General features: G+C 67.3%; 20 protein-coding genes. 6 read left to right on the top strand and 14 right to left on the bottom strand.

All coding sequences use genetic code 11. The annotated features are described in order from the left end of the window. Positions 1 to 37: 37 nt before the first annotated feature. From C6A86_RS25355 to fadA6, 3 genes are read left to right on the top strand one after another with little or no spacing between them, the layout of a single operon-like run. Positions 38 to 784 carry a cyclopropane-fatty-acyl-phospholipid synthase family protein gene (locus C6A86_RS25355; RefSeq protein ID WP_105363913.1) on the top strand — a complete coding sequence of 249 codons (747 nt, stop codon included), beginning with the start codon at positions 38 to 40 and terminating at the stop codon, positions 782 to 784. A 44-nt stretch (positions 785 to 828) separates the two neighbouring features. Further along, positions 829 to 1,419 carry a TetR/AcrR family transcriptional regulator gene (locus C6A86_RS25350; RefSeq protein ID WP_105363914.1) on the top strand — a complete coding sequence of 197 codons (591 nt, stop codon included), beginning with the start codon at positions 829 to 831 and terminating at the stop codon, positions 1,417 to 1,419. Between the two features lies 1 nt (position 1,420). Next, positions 1,421 to 2,569 carry a steroid 3-ketoacyl-CoA thiolase FadA6 gene (gene fadA6 / locus C6A86_RS25345; protein WP_105363915.1) on the top strand — a complete coding sequence of 383 codons (1,149 nt, stop codon included), beginning with the start codon at positions 1,421 to 1,423 and terminating at the stop codon, positions 2,567 to 2,569. Here fadA6 and C6A86_RS25340 read toward each other — a convergent pair. Further along, the gene (locus tag C6A86_RS25340) at positions 2,553 to 5,252 is read right to left on the bottom strand and encodes a molybdopterin cofactor-binding domain-containing protein (protein ID WP_105363916.1); all 2,700 of its coding nucleotides are present in this window, start codon (positions 5,250 to 5,252) and stop codon (positions 2,553 to 2,555) included. The two genes, fadA6 and C6A86_RS25340, sit on opposite strands and share 17 nt — an antisense overlap. Continuing rightward, the gene (locus tag C6A86_RS25335; protein WP_105363917.1) at positions 5,249 to 6,064 is read right to left on the bottom strand and encodes an FAD binding domain-containing protein; all 816 of its coding nucleotides are present in this window, start codon (positions 6,062 to 6,064) and stop codon (positions 5,249 to 5,251) included. The genes C6A86_RS25340 and C6A86_RS25335 overlap by 4 nt, the downstream gene beginning before the upstream one ends. 85 nt (positions 6,065 to 6,149) lie before the next feature. Between C6A86_RS25335 and C6A86_RS25330 the strand changes: the two genes are divergently transcribed. Continuing rightward, positions 6,150 to 7,499, top strand: coding sequence for a guanine deaminase (locus C6A86_RS25330; protein ID WP_105363918.1), 1,350 nt, complete (start codon positions 6,150 to 6,152; stop codon positions 7,497 to 7,499). On the opposite strand, the gene hpxO is transcribed toward C6A86_RS25330, so the two are convergent. The 11 genes from hpxO to echA20 all read right to left on the bottom strand — a co-directional run bounded on the left by hpxO (position 7,483) and on the right by echA20 (position 17,535). Beyond that, positions 7,483 to 8,655, bottom strand: coding sequence for an FAD-dependent urate hydroxylase HpxO (gene hpxO, locus C6A86_RS25325; RefSeq protein ID WP_105363919.1), 1,173 nt, complete (start codon positions 8,653 to 8,655; stop codon positions 7,483 to 7,485). The genes C6A86_RS25330 and hpxO overlap by 17 nt on opposite strands. A gap of 2 nt (positions 8,656 to 8,657) precedes the next feature. Then, a complete protein-coding gene (gene uraH / locus C6A86_RS25320; RefSeq protein WP_105363920.1) occupies positions 8,658 to 8,975 on the bottom strand; it encodes a hydroxyisourate hydrolase in 318 nt (105 codons plus the stop codon). 8 nt (positions 8,976 to 8,983) lie between these two features. Then, positions 8,984 to 9,439 carry a 2-oxo-4-hydroxy-4-carboxy-5-ureidoimidazoline decarboxylase gene (gene uraD, locus C6A86_RS25315; RefSeq protein WP_233213049.1) on the bottom strand — a complete coding sequence of 152 codons (456 nt, stop codon included), beginning with the start codon at positions 9,437 to 9,439 and terminating at the stop codon, positions 8,984 to 8,986. A 47-nt stretch (positions 9,440 to 9,486) separates the two neighbouring features. Then, positions 9,487 to 11,388 carry a solute carrier family 23 protein gene (locus C6A86_RS25310; RefSeq protein WP_105363922.1) on the bottom strand — a complete coding sequence of 634 codons (1,902 nt, stop codon included), beginning with the start codon at positions 11,386 to 11,388 and terminating at the stop codon, positions 9,487 to 9,489. 77 nt (positions 11,389 to 11,465) lie between these two features. After that, positions 11,466 to 12,578: an NDMA-dependent alcohol dehydrogenase gene (locus tag C6A86_RS25305; RefSeq protein ID WP_105363923.1), complete on the bottom strand. Its 1,113-nt coding sequence runs from the start codon at positions 12,576 to 12,578 to the stop codon at positions 11,466 to 11,468. 56 nt (positions 12,579 to 12,634) lie between these two features. Next, positions 12,635 to 13,384 carry a hypothetical protein gene (locus C6A86_RS25300; RefSeq protein ID WP_105363924.1) on the bottom strand — a complete coding sequence of 250 codons (750 nt, stop codon included), beginning with the start codon at positions 13,382 to 13,384 and terminating at the stop codon, positions 12,635 to 12,637. Beyond that, complete coding sequence (locus tag C6A86_RS25295; protein WP_105363925.1) at positions 13,381 to 14,028, bottom strand: SatD family protein; 648 nt, start codon at positions 14,026 to 14,028, stop codon at positions 13,381 to 13,383. Before C6A86_RS25295 ends, C6A86_RS25300 begins: the two co-directional genes overlap by 4 nt. Positions 14,029 to 14,074: 46 nt before the next feature. Then, positions 14,075 to 15,148 (bottom strand): (3aS,4S,5R,7aS)-5-hydroxy-7a-methyl-1-oxo-octahydro-1H-indene-4-carboxyl-CoA dehydrogenase, encoded by a 1,074-nt coding sequence (gene ipdC / locus C6A86_RS25290; protein ID WP_105363926.1) that lies wholly within the window; start codon positions 15,146 to 15,148, stop codon positions 14,075 to 14,077. 13 nt (positions 15,149 to 15,161) lie between these two features. Next, entirely contained in the window at positions 15,162 to 15,905 is a 744-nt protein-coding gene (gene ipdB / locus C6A86_RS25285) for a cholesterol ring-cleaving hydrolase subunit IpdB (protein WP_199196240.1), read from the bottom strand. After that, complete coding sequence (ipdA, locus tag C6A86_RS25280) at positions 15,905 to 16,783, bottom strand: cholesterol ring-cleaving hydrolase subunit IpdA (RefSeq protein ID WP_105363928.1); 879 nt, start codon at positions 16,781 to 16,783, stop codon at positions 15,905 to 15,907. Before ipdA ends, ipdB begins: the two co-directional genes overlap by 1 nt. Before the next feature lie 2 nt (positions 16,784 to 16,785). Further along, positions 16,786 to 17,535 (bottom strand): (7aS)-7a-methyl-1,5-dioxo-2,3,5,6,7,7a-hexahydro-1H-indene-carboxyl-CoA hydrolase, encoded by a 750-nt coding sequence (gene echA20, locus C6A86_RS25275; protein WP_199196242.1) that lies wholly within the window; start codon positions 17,533 to 17,535, stop codon positions 16,786 to 16,788. A 79-nt stretch (positions 17,536 to 17,614) separates the two neighbouring features. Between echA20 and C6A86_RS25270 the strand changes: the two genes are divergently transcribed. Together C6A86_RS25270 and C6A86_RS25265 are read left to right on the top strand one after the other, a co-directional pair. Beyond that, positions 17,615 to 18,388 (top strand): SDR family oxidoreductase, encoded by a 774-nt coding sequence (locus C6A86_RS25270; RefSeq protein ID WP_105363930.1) that lies wholly within the window; start codon positions 17,615 to 17,617, stop codon positions 18,386 to 18,388. A gap of 12 nt (positions 18,389 to 18,400) precedes the next feature. Then, positions 18,401 to 19,306 (top strand): SDR family oxidoreductase, encoded by a 906-nt coding sequence (locus tag C6A86_RS25265; RefSeq protein ID WP_105363931.1) that lies wholly within the window; start codon positions 18,401 to 18,403, stop codon positions 19,304 to 19,306. Positions 19,307 to 19,325: 19 nt separating this feature from the next. Here C6A86_RS25265 and C6A86_RS25260 read toward each other — a convergent pair whose 3' ends face one another. Then, entirely contained in the window at positions 19,326 to 20,558 is a 1,233-nt protein-coding gene (locus tag C6A86_RS25260; RefSeq protein WP_199196241.1) for a histidine phosphatase family protein, read from the bottom strand. Positions 20,559 to 20,566: the final 8 nt, after the last annotated feature.

Genomic DNA, 20,566 nt, shown 5'->3' with positions numbered 1-20,566 from the left:
CGGGACCCGACACCGCAGGACGGACAGGAGCGAACCGGTGGATCTGCCGCGCATCTTCGCCATTCGGGAGAGCAACCACCGTATCCACAACCCGTTCAGCCCCGACAAGCTCGCCTATCTGGGCCGGGCGCTGGACCTGGCGCCCGGCACCAGGGTGCTCGACCTCGGAAGTGGCTCGGGCGAATTGCTCTGCACCTGGGCACGCGACCACCAGGTCACCGGTACCGGGGTGGATATCAGCACGCTGTTCACCGAGCAGGCCCGTGCACGCGCCGTGGAACTCGGTGTGGCAGAGCAGGTCACGTTCCTGCACGACGACGCGACAGGGTTCGTCGCGGAGGAACAGGTTGATCTCGCCGCCTGCGTTGGTGCCACCTGGATCGGTGGCGGAGTGGCGGGCAGCATCGAACTGCTCGGCAGGAGTTTGCGTCCCGGTGGACTGATCCTGGTCGGAGAACCGTTCTGGCGCAAGCGGGTCCCGGACCGGGATACCGCCATGGCTTGCCTCGCAGGCGGCGAGGATGACTTTCTGGGACTGCCCGAGTTGATCGAGCACTTCGGTGGTCTCGGCTACGACGTGGTCCAGATGGTGCTGGCCGATGAGGAGACTTGGGACCAGTACCAAGCGGCGCAATGGCTCAATATGCGTCGCTGGCTCGACGACCATCCCGATGACGAACTGGCTGCCGAGATCCGGGTCGATCTCAGGACCGAACCGGCCCGCTACGCGCGCTACCAACGTGAGTACCTGGGGTGGGGCGTCTTCGCGCTGATGCGCCGATGAGGCCGAGGCTTACCTAGCAAGTGCTTGGTTGGTACGCTGTCGAGATGACACAGCCGGCCAGCCGCCGCGACGAGCTCCTGCAGCTCGCCGCGACGATGTTCGCCGACCGCGGCCTCAAGTCCACCACGGTGCGCGATATCGCCGACTCGGCGGGCATCCTCTCGGGCAGCCTGTATCACCACTTCAAGTCCAAAGAGCAGATGGTCGAAGAGGTGCTCAAGGACTTCCTGGACTGGCTGTTCGAGCGCTACCAGGAGATCGTTGCTACCGAATCCACCCCGCTGGACCGGGTGAAGGGCCTGTTCATGGCGTCTTTCGAGGCGATCGAGCACCGCCACGCCCAGGTGGTCATCTACCAGGACGAGGCCAAGCGGCTCTCGTCGCTTCCGCAGTTCGCGTTCGTCGACGACCGCAACCGCGAGCAGCGCAAGATGTGGATCGACCTGCTGCACGAAGGTATCGCCGACGGCTCGTTCCGGCCCGACCTCGATGTCGATCTGGTCTATCGCTTCATCCGTGACACCACCTGGGTGTCGGTCCGGTGGTACCAACCGGGCGGACCCCTCACGGCCGAGGAAGTCGGCCGCCAATATCTCGCCATCGTTCTTGGCGGAATCACCGATAAAGGAGTCTGACATGGCTGAGGCGTACGTCATCGATGCCGTTCGTACCGCGATCGGCAAGCGCAACGGGTCGCTGAGCGGCCAGCATCCGGTCGATCTCGGCGCGGCGGCCTGGCGGGGATTGTTCGAGCGCACCGATCTGGACCCGGGCGCCGTCGACGATGTGATCGCCGGCTGCGTGGACGCCATCGGTGGGCAGGCCGGCAATATCGCCCGGCTGTCGTGGCTGGCCGCAGGCTTCCCCGAGGAGGTTCCCGGTGTCACCGTGGACCGCCAGTGCGGCTCCAGCCAGCAGGCCATCTCCTTCGGCGCGCAGGCGATCATGTCCGGGACCGCCGATGTGATCGTCGCCGGCGGCATGCAGAACATGAGCCAGATCCCGATCAGTTCGGCGATGATCGTCGGCGAGCAGTTCGGCTTCACCTCGCCGACCAACGAGTCCAAGAGCTGGCTGCATCGCTACGGCGATCAGGAGATCTCGCAGTTCCGGGGCTCGGAGATGATCGCCGAGAAGTGGAACCTGTCCCGTGCGGACATGGAGCAGTTCGCGTTGACCAGCCACCAGCGGGCCCAGGAAGCGATCCGGGCCGGGTACTTCGAGAACGAGATCATCCCGGTCGACGGATTCGCCATCGACGAGGGCCCGCGGGAGACCTCGCTGGAGAAGATGGCCGGACTGAAAACCCTGGTCGAGGGCGGACGACTGACCGCCGCGATGGCCAGCCAGATCTCCGACGGCGCCAGTGCCGTCCTGCTCGCGTCGGAGGACGCCGTCAAGACCCATGGTCTCAAGCCGCGCGCCCGCATCCACCACATCAGCGCCCGGGGCGCCGACCCGGTGTACATGCTGACCGGACCCATCCCGGCCACCCACTACGCGCTGGAGAAGACCGGCCTGTCGATGAGCGATATCGACACCGTCGAGATCAACGAGGCCTTCGCTCCGGTGGTGCAGGCCTGGATCAAGGAGACCGGTGCCGACCCGGCGAAGGTCAATCCCAGCGGCGGCGCCATAGCCCTGGGGCATCCGCTGGGCGCGACCGGTGCCAAGCTGTTCGCCACCATGCTGAACACGTTGGAGCGCACCGGCGGTCGCTACGGACTGCAGACCATGTGCGAGGGTGGCGGCACCGCCAACGTCACCATCATCGAACGGCTCTGATCGCCCGCCAGACCCGGGCCGGGGTCATCGGCAACTGATAGACCCGCGCCCCGCACGCCCGGGCGATGGCATTCGCCAGGGCGGGGGCGACCGGGTTGTACGGCGATTCGCTCATCGACTTCGCGCCGAGCGGCCCCAGCTCATCGTAGGTGTCGGCAAAGTAGACCTCGGTCACCGGGATGTCCGCCAACTGCGGGACGTGATAGTTGCGCAGCGTCTGGGTCACGACCGTGCCGTCGGGACCGATCTGGATCTCCTCGAACAATGCCGACCCGATCGCTTGCGCGACGCCGCCCTCGACCTGACCGCGGCACTGCTGCGGGTTCATCACCACCCCGGCGTCGGCGGCCTGTATCGACTGCAGGATCGACACCTCGCCGGTCTCGGGGTTCACCGCGACCCGGAACGCGTGCACATTGAAGGCCACCGAACGCGGTGTGCCGTCGTGCTTTCCGCTGCCGGTCATGGGCACCGGCAGCGATCCGAAGTCCACCAGCTGCGCACCGCACTGCACCCCGTTGCGGTCCAGCCTGCACAGCGCCGGTGACACCCCGGTCAGTTCGGAAGCGGCGGCGACCATGGCGTTCTGCAGCTCACGGGCGGCGAGTTGGGTGGCCCGCCCGGCGACCACCGTGCCCGCCGAGCCGAACGCGCCGGTGTCGTAACCGGTGGTGGCCGTGTCCGATTGGCGGATCCTGATCTGCTCGGCGACGGTGTTGAGCTCGTGGGCGGCCAGCTGCGTATGCACCGTGGTGGTCCCGTTGCCGAATTCGGTGGTGCCGATGTCCAGGGTGTAGATGCCCTCGGCGTCGACCGACACCGCCGCCTCCGCGAAATGCCCGCGCGGGGGAATCGTCGCGATCATGGCGACCGCCATGCCCTCGCCGACCCGCCATCCCTCGGGCGCCGCCACGCCGTTGCCCGCCCGCAGGGCCGCCTCGGCGAGATCGAGGCACTGGTCCAGCCCATAGCTGCCGAAGGTCAGATCGTCGTCGAGCACATGGGAATCGACGAAACTGTCCCCGGGCACGATGACATTGCGGCGCCGGAACTCGAAGGGGTCGATGCCGAGCCGGCCGGCGAGCTGGTCCATGGCGGACTCGATCGCGAACATGACCTGGCCGAGCCCGTACCCGCGGAAGGCGCCGGAGGGCAGGTTGTTGGTGTAGACGGACTGCGCGTCGATTCGTTTGTTCGGACTTCGGTACACCGCAACGGATTCACCGCAACCATGGAACATCACCCCGGGGCTGTGGTTGCCGTACGCCCCGGCATCGACGAGGACGTCGATGGCCAGCGCGGTGAGCGCCCCGGTGCCGTCGGCGGCCACGGTCACGTCGACACGGAACGGGTGCCGGCAGGGCGCCACGGTGAACTGGTCGCTGCGCTGGAACTCGTAGCGCACCGGTACCCCGAGACGCAGCACCGCCAGAGCCACCAGGTCTTCGGTGAGCATCTCCTGCTTCCCGCCGAACCCGCCGCCCACCCGCTTGGTGAACACGTGCACGTCCTCGACGCCGAGACCGAAGATGTGACACAACTCGTTTCGCACCAGGAAGGGCACCTGCGTGCTGGTGCGGATCACCAGCCGACCGGAGTCGTCGCGCCATCCGGTGCAGCCATGGGTCTCCAGATGCATGTGCTGAACCCGCTGGGTCTGCCAGCGGCCTCGCACCACGGCCCCGCCCGCGGCTTCGGCGGCGGCGATCCCGGACGCCACATCGCCCACCTCGCCGTGCAATTCGGCCACCAGATTGCGGCTCGGATCGGCAATGCGTGCCCCAGAGTCCTTGTCTGCGTGCAACAGCGGCGCGTCCATGGATCTGGCAGCGTCGGGATCGAATACCGCTGGTAGCGCCTCGTACTCCACAATGATTGCCCGGCAGGCATTCTCGGCAATATCGTAGCGATCCGCCACTACCGCCGCGACGCGCTGGCCGACGAATCGCACGGTGTCGTCCAGGATGGCGGTGTCATCGGGGTCATCGTCGCGCAGTTCGTGGCGGGCCGTGGAGAACAGCACCGGCGGGCTGTCCCGGTGGGTGAGGACCAGCCGCACCCCCGGCATCGCCTCGGCCGCCGCGGTGTCGATCGACCGGATGCGTGCGTGGGCCAGCGGGCTCGGCAACACGGCCATGTGCAGCAACCCGGCGGGCGCGTCGTCCATGGTGTATTCCTCGGTGCCGGTGACCACCCGCACCCCCGCTGGGGCGCCGATGGACCTACCCGCATCGTGGAGATCGGATTTGTCGATGTTGACCACCCCGGCCAGCGCATCGGTGATCGCCCGGTAGCCGGTACAGCGGCAGAGGTTGCCCTTGAGTTGCTCCGGCAGATCCGACATCTGTTCCCGGGTCAATGTGGTTGCGGTGGTGACCATCCCGGCGGTGCAGAATCCGCACTGGAATCCGGCCGCCTCCACGAAGCGGCGCTGCACGGGGTGCAGGTCATCCGGCGTACCCAGACCGGCGGCCGTCGTCACCGACAAGCCCGCGGCCCGGAAAGCCGGGAATACGCAGGAATGCACCGCCGCGCCGTCGACGAGCACCGAGCAGGCGCCGCAGTCCCCGGCGTCGCAGCCCTTCTTGACCTCGAAGTGACCGTGTTCGCGCAGGAAGGTGCGCAGGCACTGACCGGGGCGTGGGTCCCCGTCGCAGTCGGAACCGTTGACCGAGAGCTTCATGCCAGCTCGGCGCGGATCTGCTCGGCAAGTGTCAGCGTCACCGCCCGGCGCCAGTCCGGGTCGCCGTGCGCGTCGCGGGTCAGGTCCTCCTCCGGGATCCCGGCCAGGGCCGCCCGCAGGTCGTCGGGGGAGGGTGCCGTGGAGAATCGGAACACGTAAGGCCGTACCGTGGCCGCCGTCACCGACAGCACGAACCCGCCGCTTTCGTCACTGCGCCCGATGATCACCACGCCGGACCGGCCAAGCGGAGACGGCGCGAGCTTGCGGTAGGCGGTCCGGGCCCGCAGCGCCGCCAGGGGTATGTGGACGGCACGAAGGACGTCACCGGTCGTCAGCACGTTGGTGGCCTCGCCGGTGACGAACTCGGTGACCGGCAATGTGTACTCGGAGCCGTCGGCCCGCCACACGGTCACCGCGGCATCCAGCGCCGTGCACAGCGAGATCATCGCTCCAGCGGGAAAGGACAGGCAGATGTTGCCCCCGACGGTCGCGGTGCGCCAGATCTTGAACGAGGCGAGCAGCGCGGTGCAGCACTGCCGGAACAACGGGGCGGCCGTGCATTCCGAGGGCAATGTCGTTGACAGCGTGGCGACTTCGTCGAGCGTGCAGGTCGCCGCGAGTTCCAAGCCGTCCGGGCCCAGGGTGACCGGCGGCCACCCCAGCCGGGTGATGTCGACGAGCCGGGTCACCGTTGGCTGCGGTTCGGAGAACAGCCATGTGCCGCCGGCGAGGACGGCGTCGGTGGGTCCCAGCGGCCACACCTCGTCGCGGCGGGTGGGGATGTGCACCGCCTCGACCGTGTTGAGGTCCATCTATCGACCGTAGTCGCCGTTCCGGGCGCGCGCAGGCCGAAACCGATGACCTGCGCGGTGGCACAGACACTGTGACAATCGGTGTATGCGTGTGTACCGCGGTCATCTGATCCACATCGGCGGTGCGCCACGCCTCGACGGTGCGCGCGAACATCTGGTGAGCATCCCCGACGGTGCGCTGGCAGTCGATGACGCCGGGATGATCCGCTACAGCGGTGCGTACCCGGGGCTGCCCGAGTCGGCGGCCGGCGCCGAGATCGTCGACTGCCGTCCGGGCTTCCTGCTGCCCGGTTTCGTCGACACCCACATCCATTTCCCGCAGACCCACTGTGTGGACTCCTACGGCGGTGGTCAGCTGCTGGACTGGTTGCAGCGCTGCATCTTTCCGGCGGAGGCGATGCTCGCCGACACCGATTACGCGCGTCGCGTCGCACAGGACTTCTGCAGCCGGCGCATCGCGGTCGGAACCACCACGGCGCTGGTGTTCGGATCGGCCTTTCCGCTTGCCCAGGACGCCCTGTTCGAGGAATCGATCGCCGCGGGTCTGCGCACGATATCCGGGCGTGGCATCCAGACGGTGGGCCCTGTGGCCGCCGGGCCGCTGTTGACCGGCGAGTCCGAGGCAATCGGCCTCACCCACAACGAGATCGAACGATGGCACAACCGTGCCGGCGGACTCACCCAGGTGGCGGTGGTGCCCCGCTTCGCGCTCTCGGTCACCGAGACGACACTGCGCGCACTGGGAGAACTCTACGTAGACGCCAGCGCCGACGGTGTCTACTTCCACACCCACCTGTCGGAGAATCGCGGCGAGATCGCGGCGGTACGAGCCGATTACGGTGTGGAGCACTACCTGGACACCTACGACGGGCGGTGCGCGGGCGGCGGCCGGTCGATGCTGGGGCGGCGCAGCATCTTCGCGCACGCGGTGCACTGCACCGACCATGAGCTGTCGCGGTTGGCCGAGACCGGCAGCTCGATCGCACACTGCCCGACCTCGCAGCTGTTTCTCGGATCGGGCACCATGCCCTGGCGTCGTACCACCGCGAGCGGGGTCACCGTGGCGCTGGGAACCGATGTGTCCGCCGGGGACGAATGGCTGATCCCCCGGGTGCTCAACGACTGCTTCAAGGTGCACATCAGCGAGCCTGAGGGGCAGGGCCTCTCGATCCCGCCCGCCGACCTGCTGTTCACCGCGACGCTGGCCGGTGCGCGGGCCCTGGATCTCGAGGACCGGATCGGCAACCTGGACGCCGGTAAGGAGGCCGACTTCCTCGTCATCGACCCGCAACGTCAGGCGTTGCTGCCCGAACTGCTGGCGCGGACAGACCCCGAAGATGCCGACCGCCTGCTGTTCACCCTGCTGATGAGCATGCGTGAGGACGTCATCGATGGTGTCTACGTGCGAGGTCGGCTGGTCACCGGGCCGGGGTGAGCGGCCCGCCCAGGATGTTGCCGACGATGCCGCGGATGACGTTGGTGCCATCCTCTTTTCGCAGTTCGTCATACCACTGCGCGGTCGCCTGCGGATCCTTGGCGTGGGTGACATCGCAGCGTTTGCGCGCCCGCAGCACGAGTTCACCGGCCCGTTCGGTGCGGGCGGACTGATACGCGGCCAGCGCGGCGTGCACATCGCCGGGGTGATCCTTGAACGCCCACTGCAGTTCGATGGCGTCCTCCATGGCCGAGCAACCGCCCTGCCCGATATCGGGTGTGGTGTTGTGCGCCGCATCACCGAGGACAGCGACCCGGCCCTTGACCCAGGTGTGGAAGGGATCCAGGTCCAGGATCTCCACCCGGTTCGTGGTCTGCGGATCCAGCTTGTCGATCAGCGTCTGCACCCCGGGAGCCCAGCCCGCGAAGTGACCGCGCAACACCTCGCGGGCGGTGCCTCTCTCGTACGGCACACCCTCGGGTTCGACAACGTCGAAGAAGAAGTAGAAGCGTCCGCCCGCCACCGGCATCACCGAGACACGTTTGCCCTCACCGACATACGTGGTCCATTCGGTGACGGGCCCGATCGCGTCGTCGGTATCGACGAGGCCGTTGAAGTTGACGTAGCCGGCGTAGCGCCGGGTCACCGGGGCGCCGAGCACGTACTCGCGGGTGATCGAACTCGCGCCGTCGGCGCCGATGATCACATCGGCGGTCACAGTGGTCCCGTCGGCGAAGGTCGCCTTCGCGCTGGTCCCGGTCGCATCGTTCTCCACGCTGACCATCTTCATGCCGAAGTTGATGGCGTCCATGCCATACGCCTGCATCAGCATCGACTGCAGTTCGGCCCGGGCGATCGGGTACGGACGCTGCCCGACCTCGTCGATCAGCGGCTGCATGGAGAAGCGGCACATGGTCTCACCGGTGTGCGCGTCGATATAGCTCATGGTCTCGACGATGCCACCCAGTTCTGCGGTTTCTTCCTGCAGACCAAGGTAATTGAGGCATTTCACCCCGTTGGACCACACCGAGATGGCGGCGCCGACCGGCTTGTTCTCGCTGACCCGCTCGTAGACCGCGGTCTCGATGCCGATCTGGCGCAGGGCGATGGCGGCGCTCATTCCGCCCATGCCCGCACCGATGATCACGACCTTCACGTTCAGCTCCCTCGATAGGTGGAGTAGGCGTACGGGGACAACAGCAGCGGCACGTGGTAGTGACCCGTCAGATCGGTGATCTCGAAGGCGATCACGACCTCCGGATAGAAACCGTTGATCCCCTCGGCGGCGAAATAGGCGCCGGTGTCGAAATGCAGCCGGTACACCCCGGCGGCCAGTTCCGCGCCCAGTCCCGCGATGCGGCCATCGGCATCGGTGATGCCGTCGGCGACCGTGGTCCCCGCGGCGGTGAGGGTGACAATGACGCCGACGGCGGGCCGGCCGGTGGTGGCGTCCAGGACATGTGTGGAAAGGGTCATGCTGCCTATCATGTCGGCTCGCTCAGCAGGCGTTCCAGGCGCAACCGGTTGATCTTGGCCAGCTCGCTCCGCATGACGCGGCGCTCGGTCTCCGGATCGTTGTCGAGGCGGTCGGCCAGGATGGCCAGCAGTTCATCGGCGGAGCGCCCGCTGGCGCACACCAGGTAGACATAGCCGAACCTGTCCTCGTACTCGCGGTTCTTCTCTGCCAGTGCGGCTTTCACCGCGTCCCCGGCGTCGGCGACCCGGGCCTGCTCGCGGGCCGACGACGGGCTGTGCGCCGCGGACACCGAGGCGCCGATGCGTGGGTGGCCGTCGAGGGCGGCATCGATCTCGGCGTCGGGTAGTTCGGCGAGCACCCGGTCGGCCCGGTCGTAGAGGGCTTCGGCATCCCGGAACGGTGAGCCCGCCACCACCCGTCGCGCCCAGATCGTCGATGAGCACACGTCGAACAGCAGGTGCATCCGTTGCCGGTCGGACAGCGCGTTGAAATCCTCCAGTCCGATCGCCTTCACGAGAGTTCGTTGAGCCTGCCGAACCGGGCCGCGGCAATGGGATTGGCGTCGGCGACCAGATCGGTGAAGCGGTAGTTGGCGATCTTTGCCACCTCGATCAACGCGTAGGCCTTCTCGGTGGCCGCGGAATTGTCGATCCGCGACCAACCATTGCGCAGCACCCTATCGAAGCGCTCGGTCTCCCGCGCGCAGATGATCAGCGGGAAGCCGAAGTGTTCGCGGTAGGCGGCGGCCAGGCCCACGACGTCCTGGTGGTCATCCTCGTCGAGATTGCTCAGCGCCACATGGTCGACCGCCAGCACCTGCCCCGTCTCGTCCTCGGCGCCCAGATCATGGAAGGCGTTGAGGAGTTCCTCCTGCTGGTCGGTGGTGCCGGTCAGCACCGCATCCTGGAACGCCTCCCGCAGTGCGGTGGTGTCGGCGAACGGTCGCTGCTCATAGGCACGGTCGGCGGCCCACGCGACGTCCTGCACCACGTGTCCGAACACCTCGGTGAAACGTTCCCGGGTCATGGTGTTCACCTCGTCGAGGGAGATGGAGCCGCCGCCGGCAACCCGCGGTCCCTTCTTCCCGAGGTGGAAGAACACGATATTGAGCACGATGGCGGTGATGGCACCGGTGCTGATACCGCTGCCGAACAGGATGTCCAGTCCGGCAGGCAATGCCGATGAGATGCCCGGGTACGACGTCACCAGCAGGGCCAGCGCCAGGCTGGTGGTCACGATGATGACGTTGCGGTGGTCGGTGAAGTCGACCTTGCCCAGCGTCTGGATGCCGACGACGGCGACGGTGGCGAACAGCACCAGGGCCGCGCCACCGAGCACCGGGTTCGGGATCGACGCCACGATGGCGGCCACCTTGGGCAGGAAACCCAACATGATCATGATGACGCCGGCGGCCGCGACCACCCAGCGGCTCTTCACCCCGGTGAGTCGCACCAGGCCGACATTCTCGGAGAACGCGGTGTAGGGAAACGAGTTGAAGATGCCGCCGATGGTGGTGGCCACGCCGTCGGCACGCAGCACATTGCCGATATCGGACGGGCGGACCCGCTTGCCGACGATCTCACCGGTGGCCAGTGTGCTACCGGTCGACTCCACCGCGATGATCATCATCACGATGATCATCGTGATGATCGCGACGATGTCGAACTTGGGCATGCCGAACACGAACGGCGGTGTGAACCCGAACATCGAGGCCGCACCGACCCGGTCGAAGTTCATGTCGCCCAAGGCGAACGCCACCGCGCAGCCGGCGATCAGGCCCAGCAGCACGGCGATGGTGGACATGAAGCCTCGGAAGATCCGCTGGATCGCCACGATCACGGCGATGGTGCCCAGCGCGTAGAGAACCCAGCGCAGGTTGGTGGGGTCGGGCTCGTGGGTGGCCGGGTTGGTCACCGCGTCCAGCGCACCGATGGGCACCAGACACAAGCCGATGATGGTGATGAGCGTGCCGGTCACCACGGGCGGGAAGAACTTGAGCAGCTTCACGAAGACGGGGGCGATCAGGAAGGTGAAGACACCGGCCACGATCACCGCACCGTAGACGTAGAGCAGGCTCGCGGTCCCGCCTCCGTGGGCCAGGCCGATCGCGATGATCGGGGCGACGCCCGCGAAGGTCACGCCCTGCAGCAGCGGCAGCCGCACCCCGACGTTCTTGAACCCGACCGCCTGGATGATCGAGGCCACGCCGCAGGTGAACAAGTCGGCGGTGATCAGCATGACGAGTTCTTCGCCGGACAGCCCCAGGGCGTTGGCGATCAGGATCGGCACCAGCACCGCGCCCGCGTAGAACGCGACGACGTGCTGGAAGCCGTAGGCGGCCAGCTTCGGAAGGGGAAGCACCTCGTCAACGGGGTGCACGCGCTTGCGCTGGCTCTTGGTGGGTGCCGACATGGGAACAGGATCGGGCAGCTTCGCTGTTATCCGGTTACCTGTGCGTTTCGTCGAGGTTGCCGGTGCCCACGGCGGGCTCAGTGGTCGTGCAGGATCACCCCGCGGATATTGCGTCCGTCGCGCATGTCCTGGTAGCCCTCGTTGACCTCGGCGAGTTTGTACTCGTGGGTGACGGTCTCATCGAGCAGCAGCTTGCCCTCCCGGTAGAGCGACAGCAGCCGCGGGATGTCCGCGCGTGGGTTGGCCTCCCCGTAAAGGCTGCCCAGCAGCCGCTTCTGGAACAGCGTGAACATCATCATTCCGAGGGTCGGGGAGTTGTCGGCCATCGTCGACAGTGCCGTCATGACCACCGCGCCGCCCTTGCGGATGATGTTGGCGGCATCCTCGAGCATGGCGCCCTCCAGTAGCCCGACGGTGAGGATGGCCGAATCCGCCATCACCCCGCGGGTCAGCTCGGCGACCAGTGCGGTGGCTTCGGGCAGTGAGGTGGCAAAGTGGGTGGCGCCGAATCGGAAAGCCAAGTCCCGCTTGGCTTCCACCGGTTCGACGACGATGATCTTCTCCGCACCGGCCAGCCGCGCGCCCTGGACGGCGCCGCTGCCGATGCCGCCGAGCCCGATGATCACGACGGTGTCGCCGGGTGCGACGTCGGCGGTGTTGACCGCCGAACCCCAGCCGGTGGTGACACCGCAGCCCAGCAGGCAGGCCCGGGACAGCGGAATGTCATCGTCGATCTTGACGATGGAGGCCTCGGGCACGGTGCCGTATTGGGAGAACGTGCCGACCAGGGCCATCACGCCGACGTTCTGGTCCCGTGCCCGGCGCCGGTAGGTGCCGTCGAGTTGGGTTCCCGCCATGATCATCGCGCCGAGGTCGCAGAGGTTCTGGTGGCCGGTCGAGCAGAACCGGCAGCGCCCGCAGGCCGGCAGGAACGAGGCGACCACGTGATCGCCGGGGGCGAGCCCGACGACGCCGGCCCCGACCTCGCGCACGATCCCGGCACCCTCATGGCCGCCGATCAGGGGCAGCGGGGCGGGCAGGTCGCCGGTGCGGATGTGTTCGTCGGAGTGGCACAGCCCGGTCGCCTCCCAGGACACCAGCACCTCACCGTCGCCCGGCGGATCGAGGTCGATCTCCTCCACGGTCCAGTCGCCGCCGTACTCCCACAGAATCGCCGCGTTGGTCTTCATGTCTGGAGTGTAGGAATGCGTGTGTGGCGCCGAGATGGTTTCGCGCGTAATGCCCGTCAGCCCGTGGCAGCGATCAGCGCCAGGCCGGCGAATGACAGCATCCAGCTGGCGAGGCTGCCCACGAGGAAGTACTCGGTCACGTCATCGATTCCGACGGCAACCCCGCCGGCGGGCTTACCGCCGCGGTCACGTGTGGCGCTGATCTCCGGAAACCGGATGATGCTCTTGGCCGCCACCACCGCCGACGCCAAGGTGAGCTGGCCGGCCACCCCGAGCCCGACGATCAGCAGTCGTTCCATCGGTCCCAGTAGGCGGCCGCCCTTGAGTTGATCTGAGGCCTGCGGCTGCCCGACGGGCTTGACCGAGCCCACCGATCCGAGGATCAGCCGCACCACCTGGTTGGCGGTGGCCACCTGTACCAGCAGCACCCCCAGCACCGTCAGGGCACGGTCACCCGATACGTGCAGATCGACCCACGAGACCCACTGGGCGACCGGGCCGTCGACCTCGGACGCCCAACCGGACAACAGAATCAACGCCGTGATGGTGCCGCCCAACACCACCAGCGCGGTGGCCTGGTGGCTGCTCGTCCGTTCGGCGCGCTCACAGGACACCTGCCAGCCGACCACCCCGACCGATGCGAGAGCCAGCAGCGCAAGGTCGCCGGGGTGCCACAACCCTGCCAGCATGGCCCACCCCACGAGGGCTGCGGCGCCGATCACCGGCCGCAGCCAGCGGGCTCCGATGAGTCTGCGGCTGATGTCCGCGATACCGACGGCGATCAGAAAGACCGCCAGGATACTCATGTGATCTCCGAAAGGTACTGGGAGGAGAGGATGATGAGGTCCAGACCGTCCCGGCCGGCGCGTTGGGAGACCGCCGACGGGCTGATCTTCTCCTCGGCGGCGAGTTCCTTCTTGGACCGGTGGGACACGAGACCTTTCAGGATGCGGACGGACCTCTCATCCAGTGATCCAAACATGTGGTCCCGACACATCAGGGCGGCGTTGACGGTGTTCGGGGAAGGTCCGGCGTCGGTGCTGCTGCGGTAGGTGGTGCGCACCAGCGCCAGCCCGGGTTGGCGCTGCGCTTCGGCGGTCCATTCGATGGCCTCCCGGGCCGCCCACCAACCGGCTCCGTCCTGAATGCCGGTGGCCTCGTCGAGCACGCTCACCGGCCCCCATCCGATGCCGAACCGGACATCCACGGCGGGAGCGAGTGCCAGCCGCACCTGCCATGCCGCCGCCAGCGCGGCGCCGACGTGCGGGTAGCTGCCCTGGAACTCGTCACCGACGGTGAGGGCAGGAGCGTCCAGGGCGTCGGCGGCGACCGTGCCGAGTGCGGCGGTCAGCTGTCGGTGAAGCGCTCGTCGGTCGGCCGCCCGCCGTGAATCGACCACGTCGCCGATCACGGTGGCCCGAAATGAAGCTGAGGACTGAACCGGCATCATATGAAGATAATAGCTTCATATCACCATGATGAAGCTATTTACTTCATTACGATGTGATGAAGGAGGACGCGTCCCGTAGGTGCGCCACGGCCTCGGCGACGATCTGTGGCACCAAGTCCGCGCATGACGGCAGGTCGTCGAGAATGCCGGCCACCTGACCGGAGGCGAGCACCCCGGCGTCGGTGTTGCCCTCGACCAGACCGGCCTTGAGCAGCATCGGGGTGTTTGCCGCCATCACGACCTGCGCCCAGGTGAGGTCCTTGCCGTGCCGCATGGCCAGACCATCGGTGACCATGGATTTCCAGGTCATCCCGGACAGCTTCTTGAACTTCTGTGCATTGCCGATCGCCGCCGCGAAACCGCGTACCGGTGAACCGCTCTCCAGCTTCTCCACCAATCCGGTGCGCAGCACCCGGTGCGGCATGCCGTCCACGCGGGTGGAGACGACGGTGCCGTCCAGCGCCGCGTCCAGGTAGCGCTGCTTGACGGCGTCGGGGACGGTCGAGTCCGAGGTCAGCAGGAAGCGGGTGCCCATCGCGACCCCGGCCGCGCCGTAGGACAACGCCGCGGCCAGACCGCGACCGTCGAAGAAGCCACCCGCGGCGATCACCGGCATACCGGTGTCGGCGACGGCGTCGAGCACCGACGGCAGCAGCAGGGTGGTCGCGATCGGGCCGGTGTGGCCACCACCCTCACCGCCCTGCACGATCACCGCGTCCGCGCCCCAGCCGGCGACCTTCTTGGCGTGCTTGGCCAGCCCGACCGACGGAATGACCACCACGCCGGCCTCTTTGAGCCTGGCGATCAGGTCGGGCTTGGGTGCTAAAGCGAAGGAGGCAACTTTGACTCCTTCGCGGATCAGGAGGTCGACGCGGTCGTTCGCGTCGCCGGCGTCGGCGCGGATGTTGATGCCGAACGGTTTGTCGGTGGCCGCCTTGACCTTGGCGACGGCGGTGGTGAGCTCTGTCAGCGTCATCGTCGCCGAGGCCAGGATGCCGAGGCCGCCCGCGTTGGACGTCGCCGCCACCAGCCGGGCGCCCGCCACCCAGCCCATACCGGTCTGCACGACGGGGTGCTCGATGCCGACCAGTTCGGTCAGCGGAGTCTTGAGTGTGGTCATGACTAGACCTCTCCTACTTGATCTCTCGGTCCCTGAGGCCTCTCGGGTCGATGACCTCGCGGAGCAGTTTCTGCTCGTCACCGCTGGGCACCCGGGTGGTCTCGGCCTCGCTCAGACCGTGCACCTCAAAAGATGTGTTCTCGGCGACCTGATCCGCCTCGACACCGGGGTGCAGCGAGACCGCGCGGAACTGGTGATCGGGACCGTTGAAATCGAAGACACCGAGGTTGGTAACCACCCGGTAGATGTTGGCGAACCGGAAGGCCGGGTTGGCGGGATCGACCTTGTCCCAGCCGATCCCGGAGACGATATCGACGGAATCGGTGAACACCCGCTTGGAGTGGTTGCCCACGAAGTAGCTGGTGGCGTGATTGATGCTGTTGCCGGGCGCGCCGCGCACACCGAACATCTGCCGGGTCGGATGCTGGATGGGGCCGAACGCCGAAAGGTTCTGGTTCCCGAAGCGGTCGATCTGGTTGGCGCCCATCACGACGTGGCGCCGCCCCCAGGACAGGGTCTCGAAGACCTTATTGAACGGCATCCAGCCCTCGATCGCCGCGGGAGCTCCGATGGCCGGGGTATCGGCGATGATGCGGGCCTCACCGTCGGTCAGCACGATATCGGGGGAGAAGGTCAGTCGAGCCAACCGGGCCCCGATCTGGACGATCGTGGTCATCGGCGAGACCATGATCTCGCCTGCGTCACGGAACAATTCGGCGCACGCGACAGCGCACACCTCGGCACGGGTCACCGACATCACTTGGCTCCTTCCTTCTGTGCTTCGGCGAACTTGCGCACCGCGGCCTGGTAGTCGGCCTCGCTGCCGGACAGGTAGGTCGTGACGAACTCGGCCCAGGTCTCGTCGGATCCCGCCGCCTCGGCGTAGTGGCGCTGGAACTTCTCGTCGCGCTTGTAATCGGGTTCGTTCGTGGTGAAATGCGCACCGTTGGGCGCCTCCACCACGGTGTCGACCATCATCCGGTTGATCAGCAGCTGTTGCGGCACCACCGAACTGACCAGCTCCTCGGTGGACACCACCTTCTCCACGCTGAGGAAGCGCCGCTGGGCCGACATCAGGAACAGATCGTCGAAGTACGGGTCGATCCCGGTGTAGGCGGCATTGCCGCGGGCATCACCCAGGTTCAGGTGCACGAACGCGGCGTCCAGGTTCAGCGCCGGCATCGCCACCAATTCTTCGTCCCCGTAGGGAGATGTCACGGTCTTGAGTTCGTCACCCCAGAAGGTCCGGACGTCGCTGCCCAGTCCGGCGCGGATCGGCAGGAACGGCAGCCGTTGCGCGGCGGCCTGCAGCCCGCAGCGCAGCATGCCCTCGTCCATCTCACGGGCCTCGATGGCTCCGGTGGTGCGGGCCTTGGCGAACCACGGATCGTAGAACGGCGGCGAGTCCAGCGAGACGAAGCCGTAGTAGACGCGCTTGACCTTGTCGGCCGAGCACAACAGGCCCAGATCGGGCCCGCCGTAGGTGACCACCGTCAGATCCTTGACGTCGGTGCGCAGCAGCGCGCGGATGAAGGCCATCGGCTTGCGCCGCGACCCCCAGCCGCCGATGCCGATGGTCATGCCGCTCTCGATGGAGGAGACGGCCTCGTCCAGAGTGGTTCTCTTGTCTTTCATTACTATTTGGTTCCCTTGTCGGTTCCGGCGAATGCGTCGCGGTGCTCGTCGGACACGCCCGCCAGGTTCAGCTCGAACGTAAAGCCCTGTTCCATGCGGTATCTCGCGGTGACCGGCTGCACGTCGATGAAGTTCAGCGCTTCCTTGGCGGCCCGGATCACCCGGGTGTCCTTACTGGCGATATCGCGGGCCACCCGCAGCGCGGACTCGTCGAGATCGGCGCGCGGCACGACCTCGTGCACGGACCCGAAGTGGTGCAGTGTGTTCGCATCCACGGTGGCTGCGGTGAAGAACAGTCGGCGCATCAGATGTTGGGGGACCAGCCGCGACAGGTGGGTGGCCGCACCGAGTGCGCCGCGCTCCACCTCGGGCAGGCCGAACTTGGCGTCATCGGAGGCGACGATGACATCGGCGTTGCCGACCAGGCCGATACCGCCGCCGACGCAGAAGCCGTTCACGGCCGCGATCACCGGTACCTCGCACTCGTAGACCGCCTTGAACGCGTGGTAGCAGCCACGGTTGGCGTCGATGAGCGCGGTGAAGCCCTCGGTGTTCTGCATTTCCTTGATGTCCACGCCGGCGTTGAAGCCGCGTCCCTCCGCGCGCAGGATCACCACGTGGGTGCTGCGGTCACGTCCCGCGGCGGTGATGGCGTCGCCGAGTTCGAACCAACCGCGAGACGGGATGGCGTTGACGGGCGGGTAGTTCACGGTCACCGAGACGATGCCCGGTTCGACTGTCGCGGTGGTGATGGTCTTCGTTTTGTCTGACACAAGTCACTTCCTGGAGGGGTCGCTACCTAAGCAAGCACTTGCTTGGTACGCTAGCACAGTGACTGACGCGGCTGGAATCAATCTGCAACTGGACGGCCGGGTGGTGCTGGTGACCGGCGGAGTGCGCGGCGTCGGTGCCGGGATCAGCGCCGTCTTCGCTGCTCAGGGCGCCACCGTGGTGACGTGCGCGCGCCGCCCGGTACCGGGTTCGCCGTACGAGTTCCACCCGTGCGACATCCGCGACGACGACTCGGTGCGTGCCCTCATCGGTGCGATCGTCGCCCAGCACGGCCGCTTGGATGTGGTGGTCAACAATGCCGGCGGTTCGCCCTATGTGCTGGCCGCCGATGCCTCGGCAAAGTTCAGCACGAAGATCATCGAACTCAATCTGATCGGCGCACTGTCGGTCTCCACGCATGCCAACGCGGTCATGCAGAGCCAGGATTCCGGCGGTTCCATCGTCAACATCTCCAGCGTCAGTGGGCACCGCCCCACACCGGGCACGGCCGCCTACGGCGCCGCCAAGGCCGGCATCGACAACCTCACCTCGACCCTGGCCGTGGAATGGGCCCCCAAGGTGCGGGTCAACTCGGTGGTCGTCGGCATGGTCGAGACCGAACAGGCCGAGTTGTTCTACGGCGACGCAGACTCGATCGCGGCCATTTCGAAGAATGTGCCGCTGGGGCGTCTGGCCAAGCCTGCCGATATCGGCTGGGCCACCGCGTTTCTGGCATCCGAAGCGGCTTCCTATATCAGTGGTGCGTCATTGCAGGTGCACGGCGGCGGCGAGCCACCGCACTACCTGTCGACCACTACCGCGGACATCAAATAAAGGAGAACAGCAATGGGTTTGCTTGACGGCCGGGTAGTCATCGTGACGGGTGCCGGTGGCGGTATCGGGCGCGAACACGCGCTCGCCTTCGCCGCCGAGGGCGCACGCGTGGTGGTCAACGACATCGGTGTGGGACTCGACGGTTCACCGGCCGGCGGCGGCAGCGCCGCGCAGACCGTGGTCGACGAGATCGCCGCCGCCGGTGGCGAAGCCGTCACCAGCGGTGCCAATGTCGCGGACTGGGGTCAGGCCGAGGGGCTCATCCAGACTGCCGTCGACTCCTTCGGCGGCCTCGACGTCCTGGTCAACAATGCCGGCATCGTCCGGGACCGGATGTTCGTCAACGCCACCGAAGAGGAGTTCGACGCCGTCACCGCGGTGCATCTCAAGGGGCATTTCGCCACCATGAAGCATGCCGGTGCCTACTGGCGCGCCCAGTCCAAGGCCGGTCACGCGGTCGATGCCCGCATCATCAACACCAGCTCGGGTGCGGGTCTGCAGGGCAGCGTCGGGCAGGCGACCTACAGCGCCTCCAAGGCCGGTATCGCCGCGCTGACCCTGGTCGCGGCGGCCGAGATGGGCCGCATCGGCGTCACCGTGAACGCCATCGCACCGTCCGCCCGCACCCGGATGACCGAAACCGTGTTCGCCGAGATGATGTCGACCCAGGACGCCGCCTTCGATGCGATGGCGCCGGAGAACATCTCCCCGCTGGTCGTCTGGCTCGGCAGCGTCGAATCCCGTGACGTCACCGGCCGGATCTTCGAGGTCGAAGGCGGCATCATCCGGGTGGCCGAAGGCTGGGCGCGCGGCGGCGAGATCGACAAGGGCGCGAAGTGGGATCCGGCCGAACTCGGCCCGGTGGTCACCGACCTGCTGGCCAAATCCCGGACACCGATGCCGGTGTTCGGAGCCTGAAACCCGCTGCGGCGCAGGGTCAGGCGGCTTCTTTCTCGGCGCCTGAATCGCCATCGGCCGGCTTGCTCTCCGGGCGCGCCGCCTGCTTGGGGGTGATCGGAGAGACCTTGCGGTCGGTCCTGAGATCGGCTGTGCGCGGGTCTTTTTCGGTGAACGCCACGCTGGGACGGCCGGGCTTCTTCACCGTACGTGCGGTCCGCAGCTTCTTGACCGGCGCGGCGTTCTCCGGTTCGGGTGCCACGGCGTCCGCCGCCTCCGGCGCCGTGGTCCGGGCCTGCGCGGTCGTTGCCAGCGCGTCGGTGGTCGTGGTGTCCGGAGCGCTCGGCCGGATCTTCCTCGTGACCTCGTCGACGACATCGCGCACCACCGCGACCGTGAACGTGATCGGGGCCCGCACGACGGCGCCCACGCCGTCGCGGATGGCCGTCGCGATCTGGGCGATATCCCCGGTGCCAAATGCCCGCACCACGTTGTGGGCCGCGGTCTGCGGTGTCACCACGAGGTCGCGGGCATTGACGAACAGCTTGGTGCCCAGGCTGGCCGGTCCGACCGGCAGACCCGCCCAGGTCTTCAGCGTCCAGCCCTCCTCGGCGCTGCCCTCCACGACCACGATCCCGGTGTTGTCCAACCGGTGGCGCAGCATCAGCCCCAGGTCCGGGTTGTCGACGTTCATCATCGTCCAGAACATGATCGTCGCGGCGTGGGAGAACACGACGGGATTCTGCGCCCCGGACTCCTCGACGATCTTCAAGGCGGCGTCCATGCGTGCGTCGAAGGCATTGCCGTCACCACCGCCGGGCACCGGCACCGACCGTGCACCCAGCGTCCACAGCGCGGGCGCCAGCACGTAGCCGATCCCGCCGAGTCCGGAATCCGACGATCGCTCGAACCAGCCCGCGTTGATCTCCCGGAATCCGGGCAGCACGGTGGGGGTGAGCCCGCTGGCGGCCGCGAACGGCGCCGCGGTTTCGGTGGTGCGCCGCATGTTCGACGCGTAGATGGCGTCATAGGCGACACCGCCGGCGGCCAGCGCTGCCGCCACCGCCGCCGCCTGTGTCTGGCCCAGCGGCGTCAGCGGGGCACCGGGAATCGAGTTGTCGATCGTGTGCGACGCGTTGGCCTCGGACTCGCCGTGCCGGACAAAGGTCACCGTCATGGCGGCCGCAGGCAGGGCGGTGATCACGAACAGGACGCCTGCGGTCAGCGCCGCGAGCAGGAGTTTCAGTGACTGTCCGTGCAACCGCGTGACCATCGGATCAC

The organism is Mycobacterium sp. ITM-2016-00316 (assembly GCF_002968335.2).
GTDB lineage: Bacteria > Actinomycetota > Actinomycetes > Mycobacteriales > Mycobacteriaceae > Mycobacterium.
This window is presented reverse-complemented; position numbering and strand designations above follow the sequence as displayed.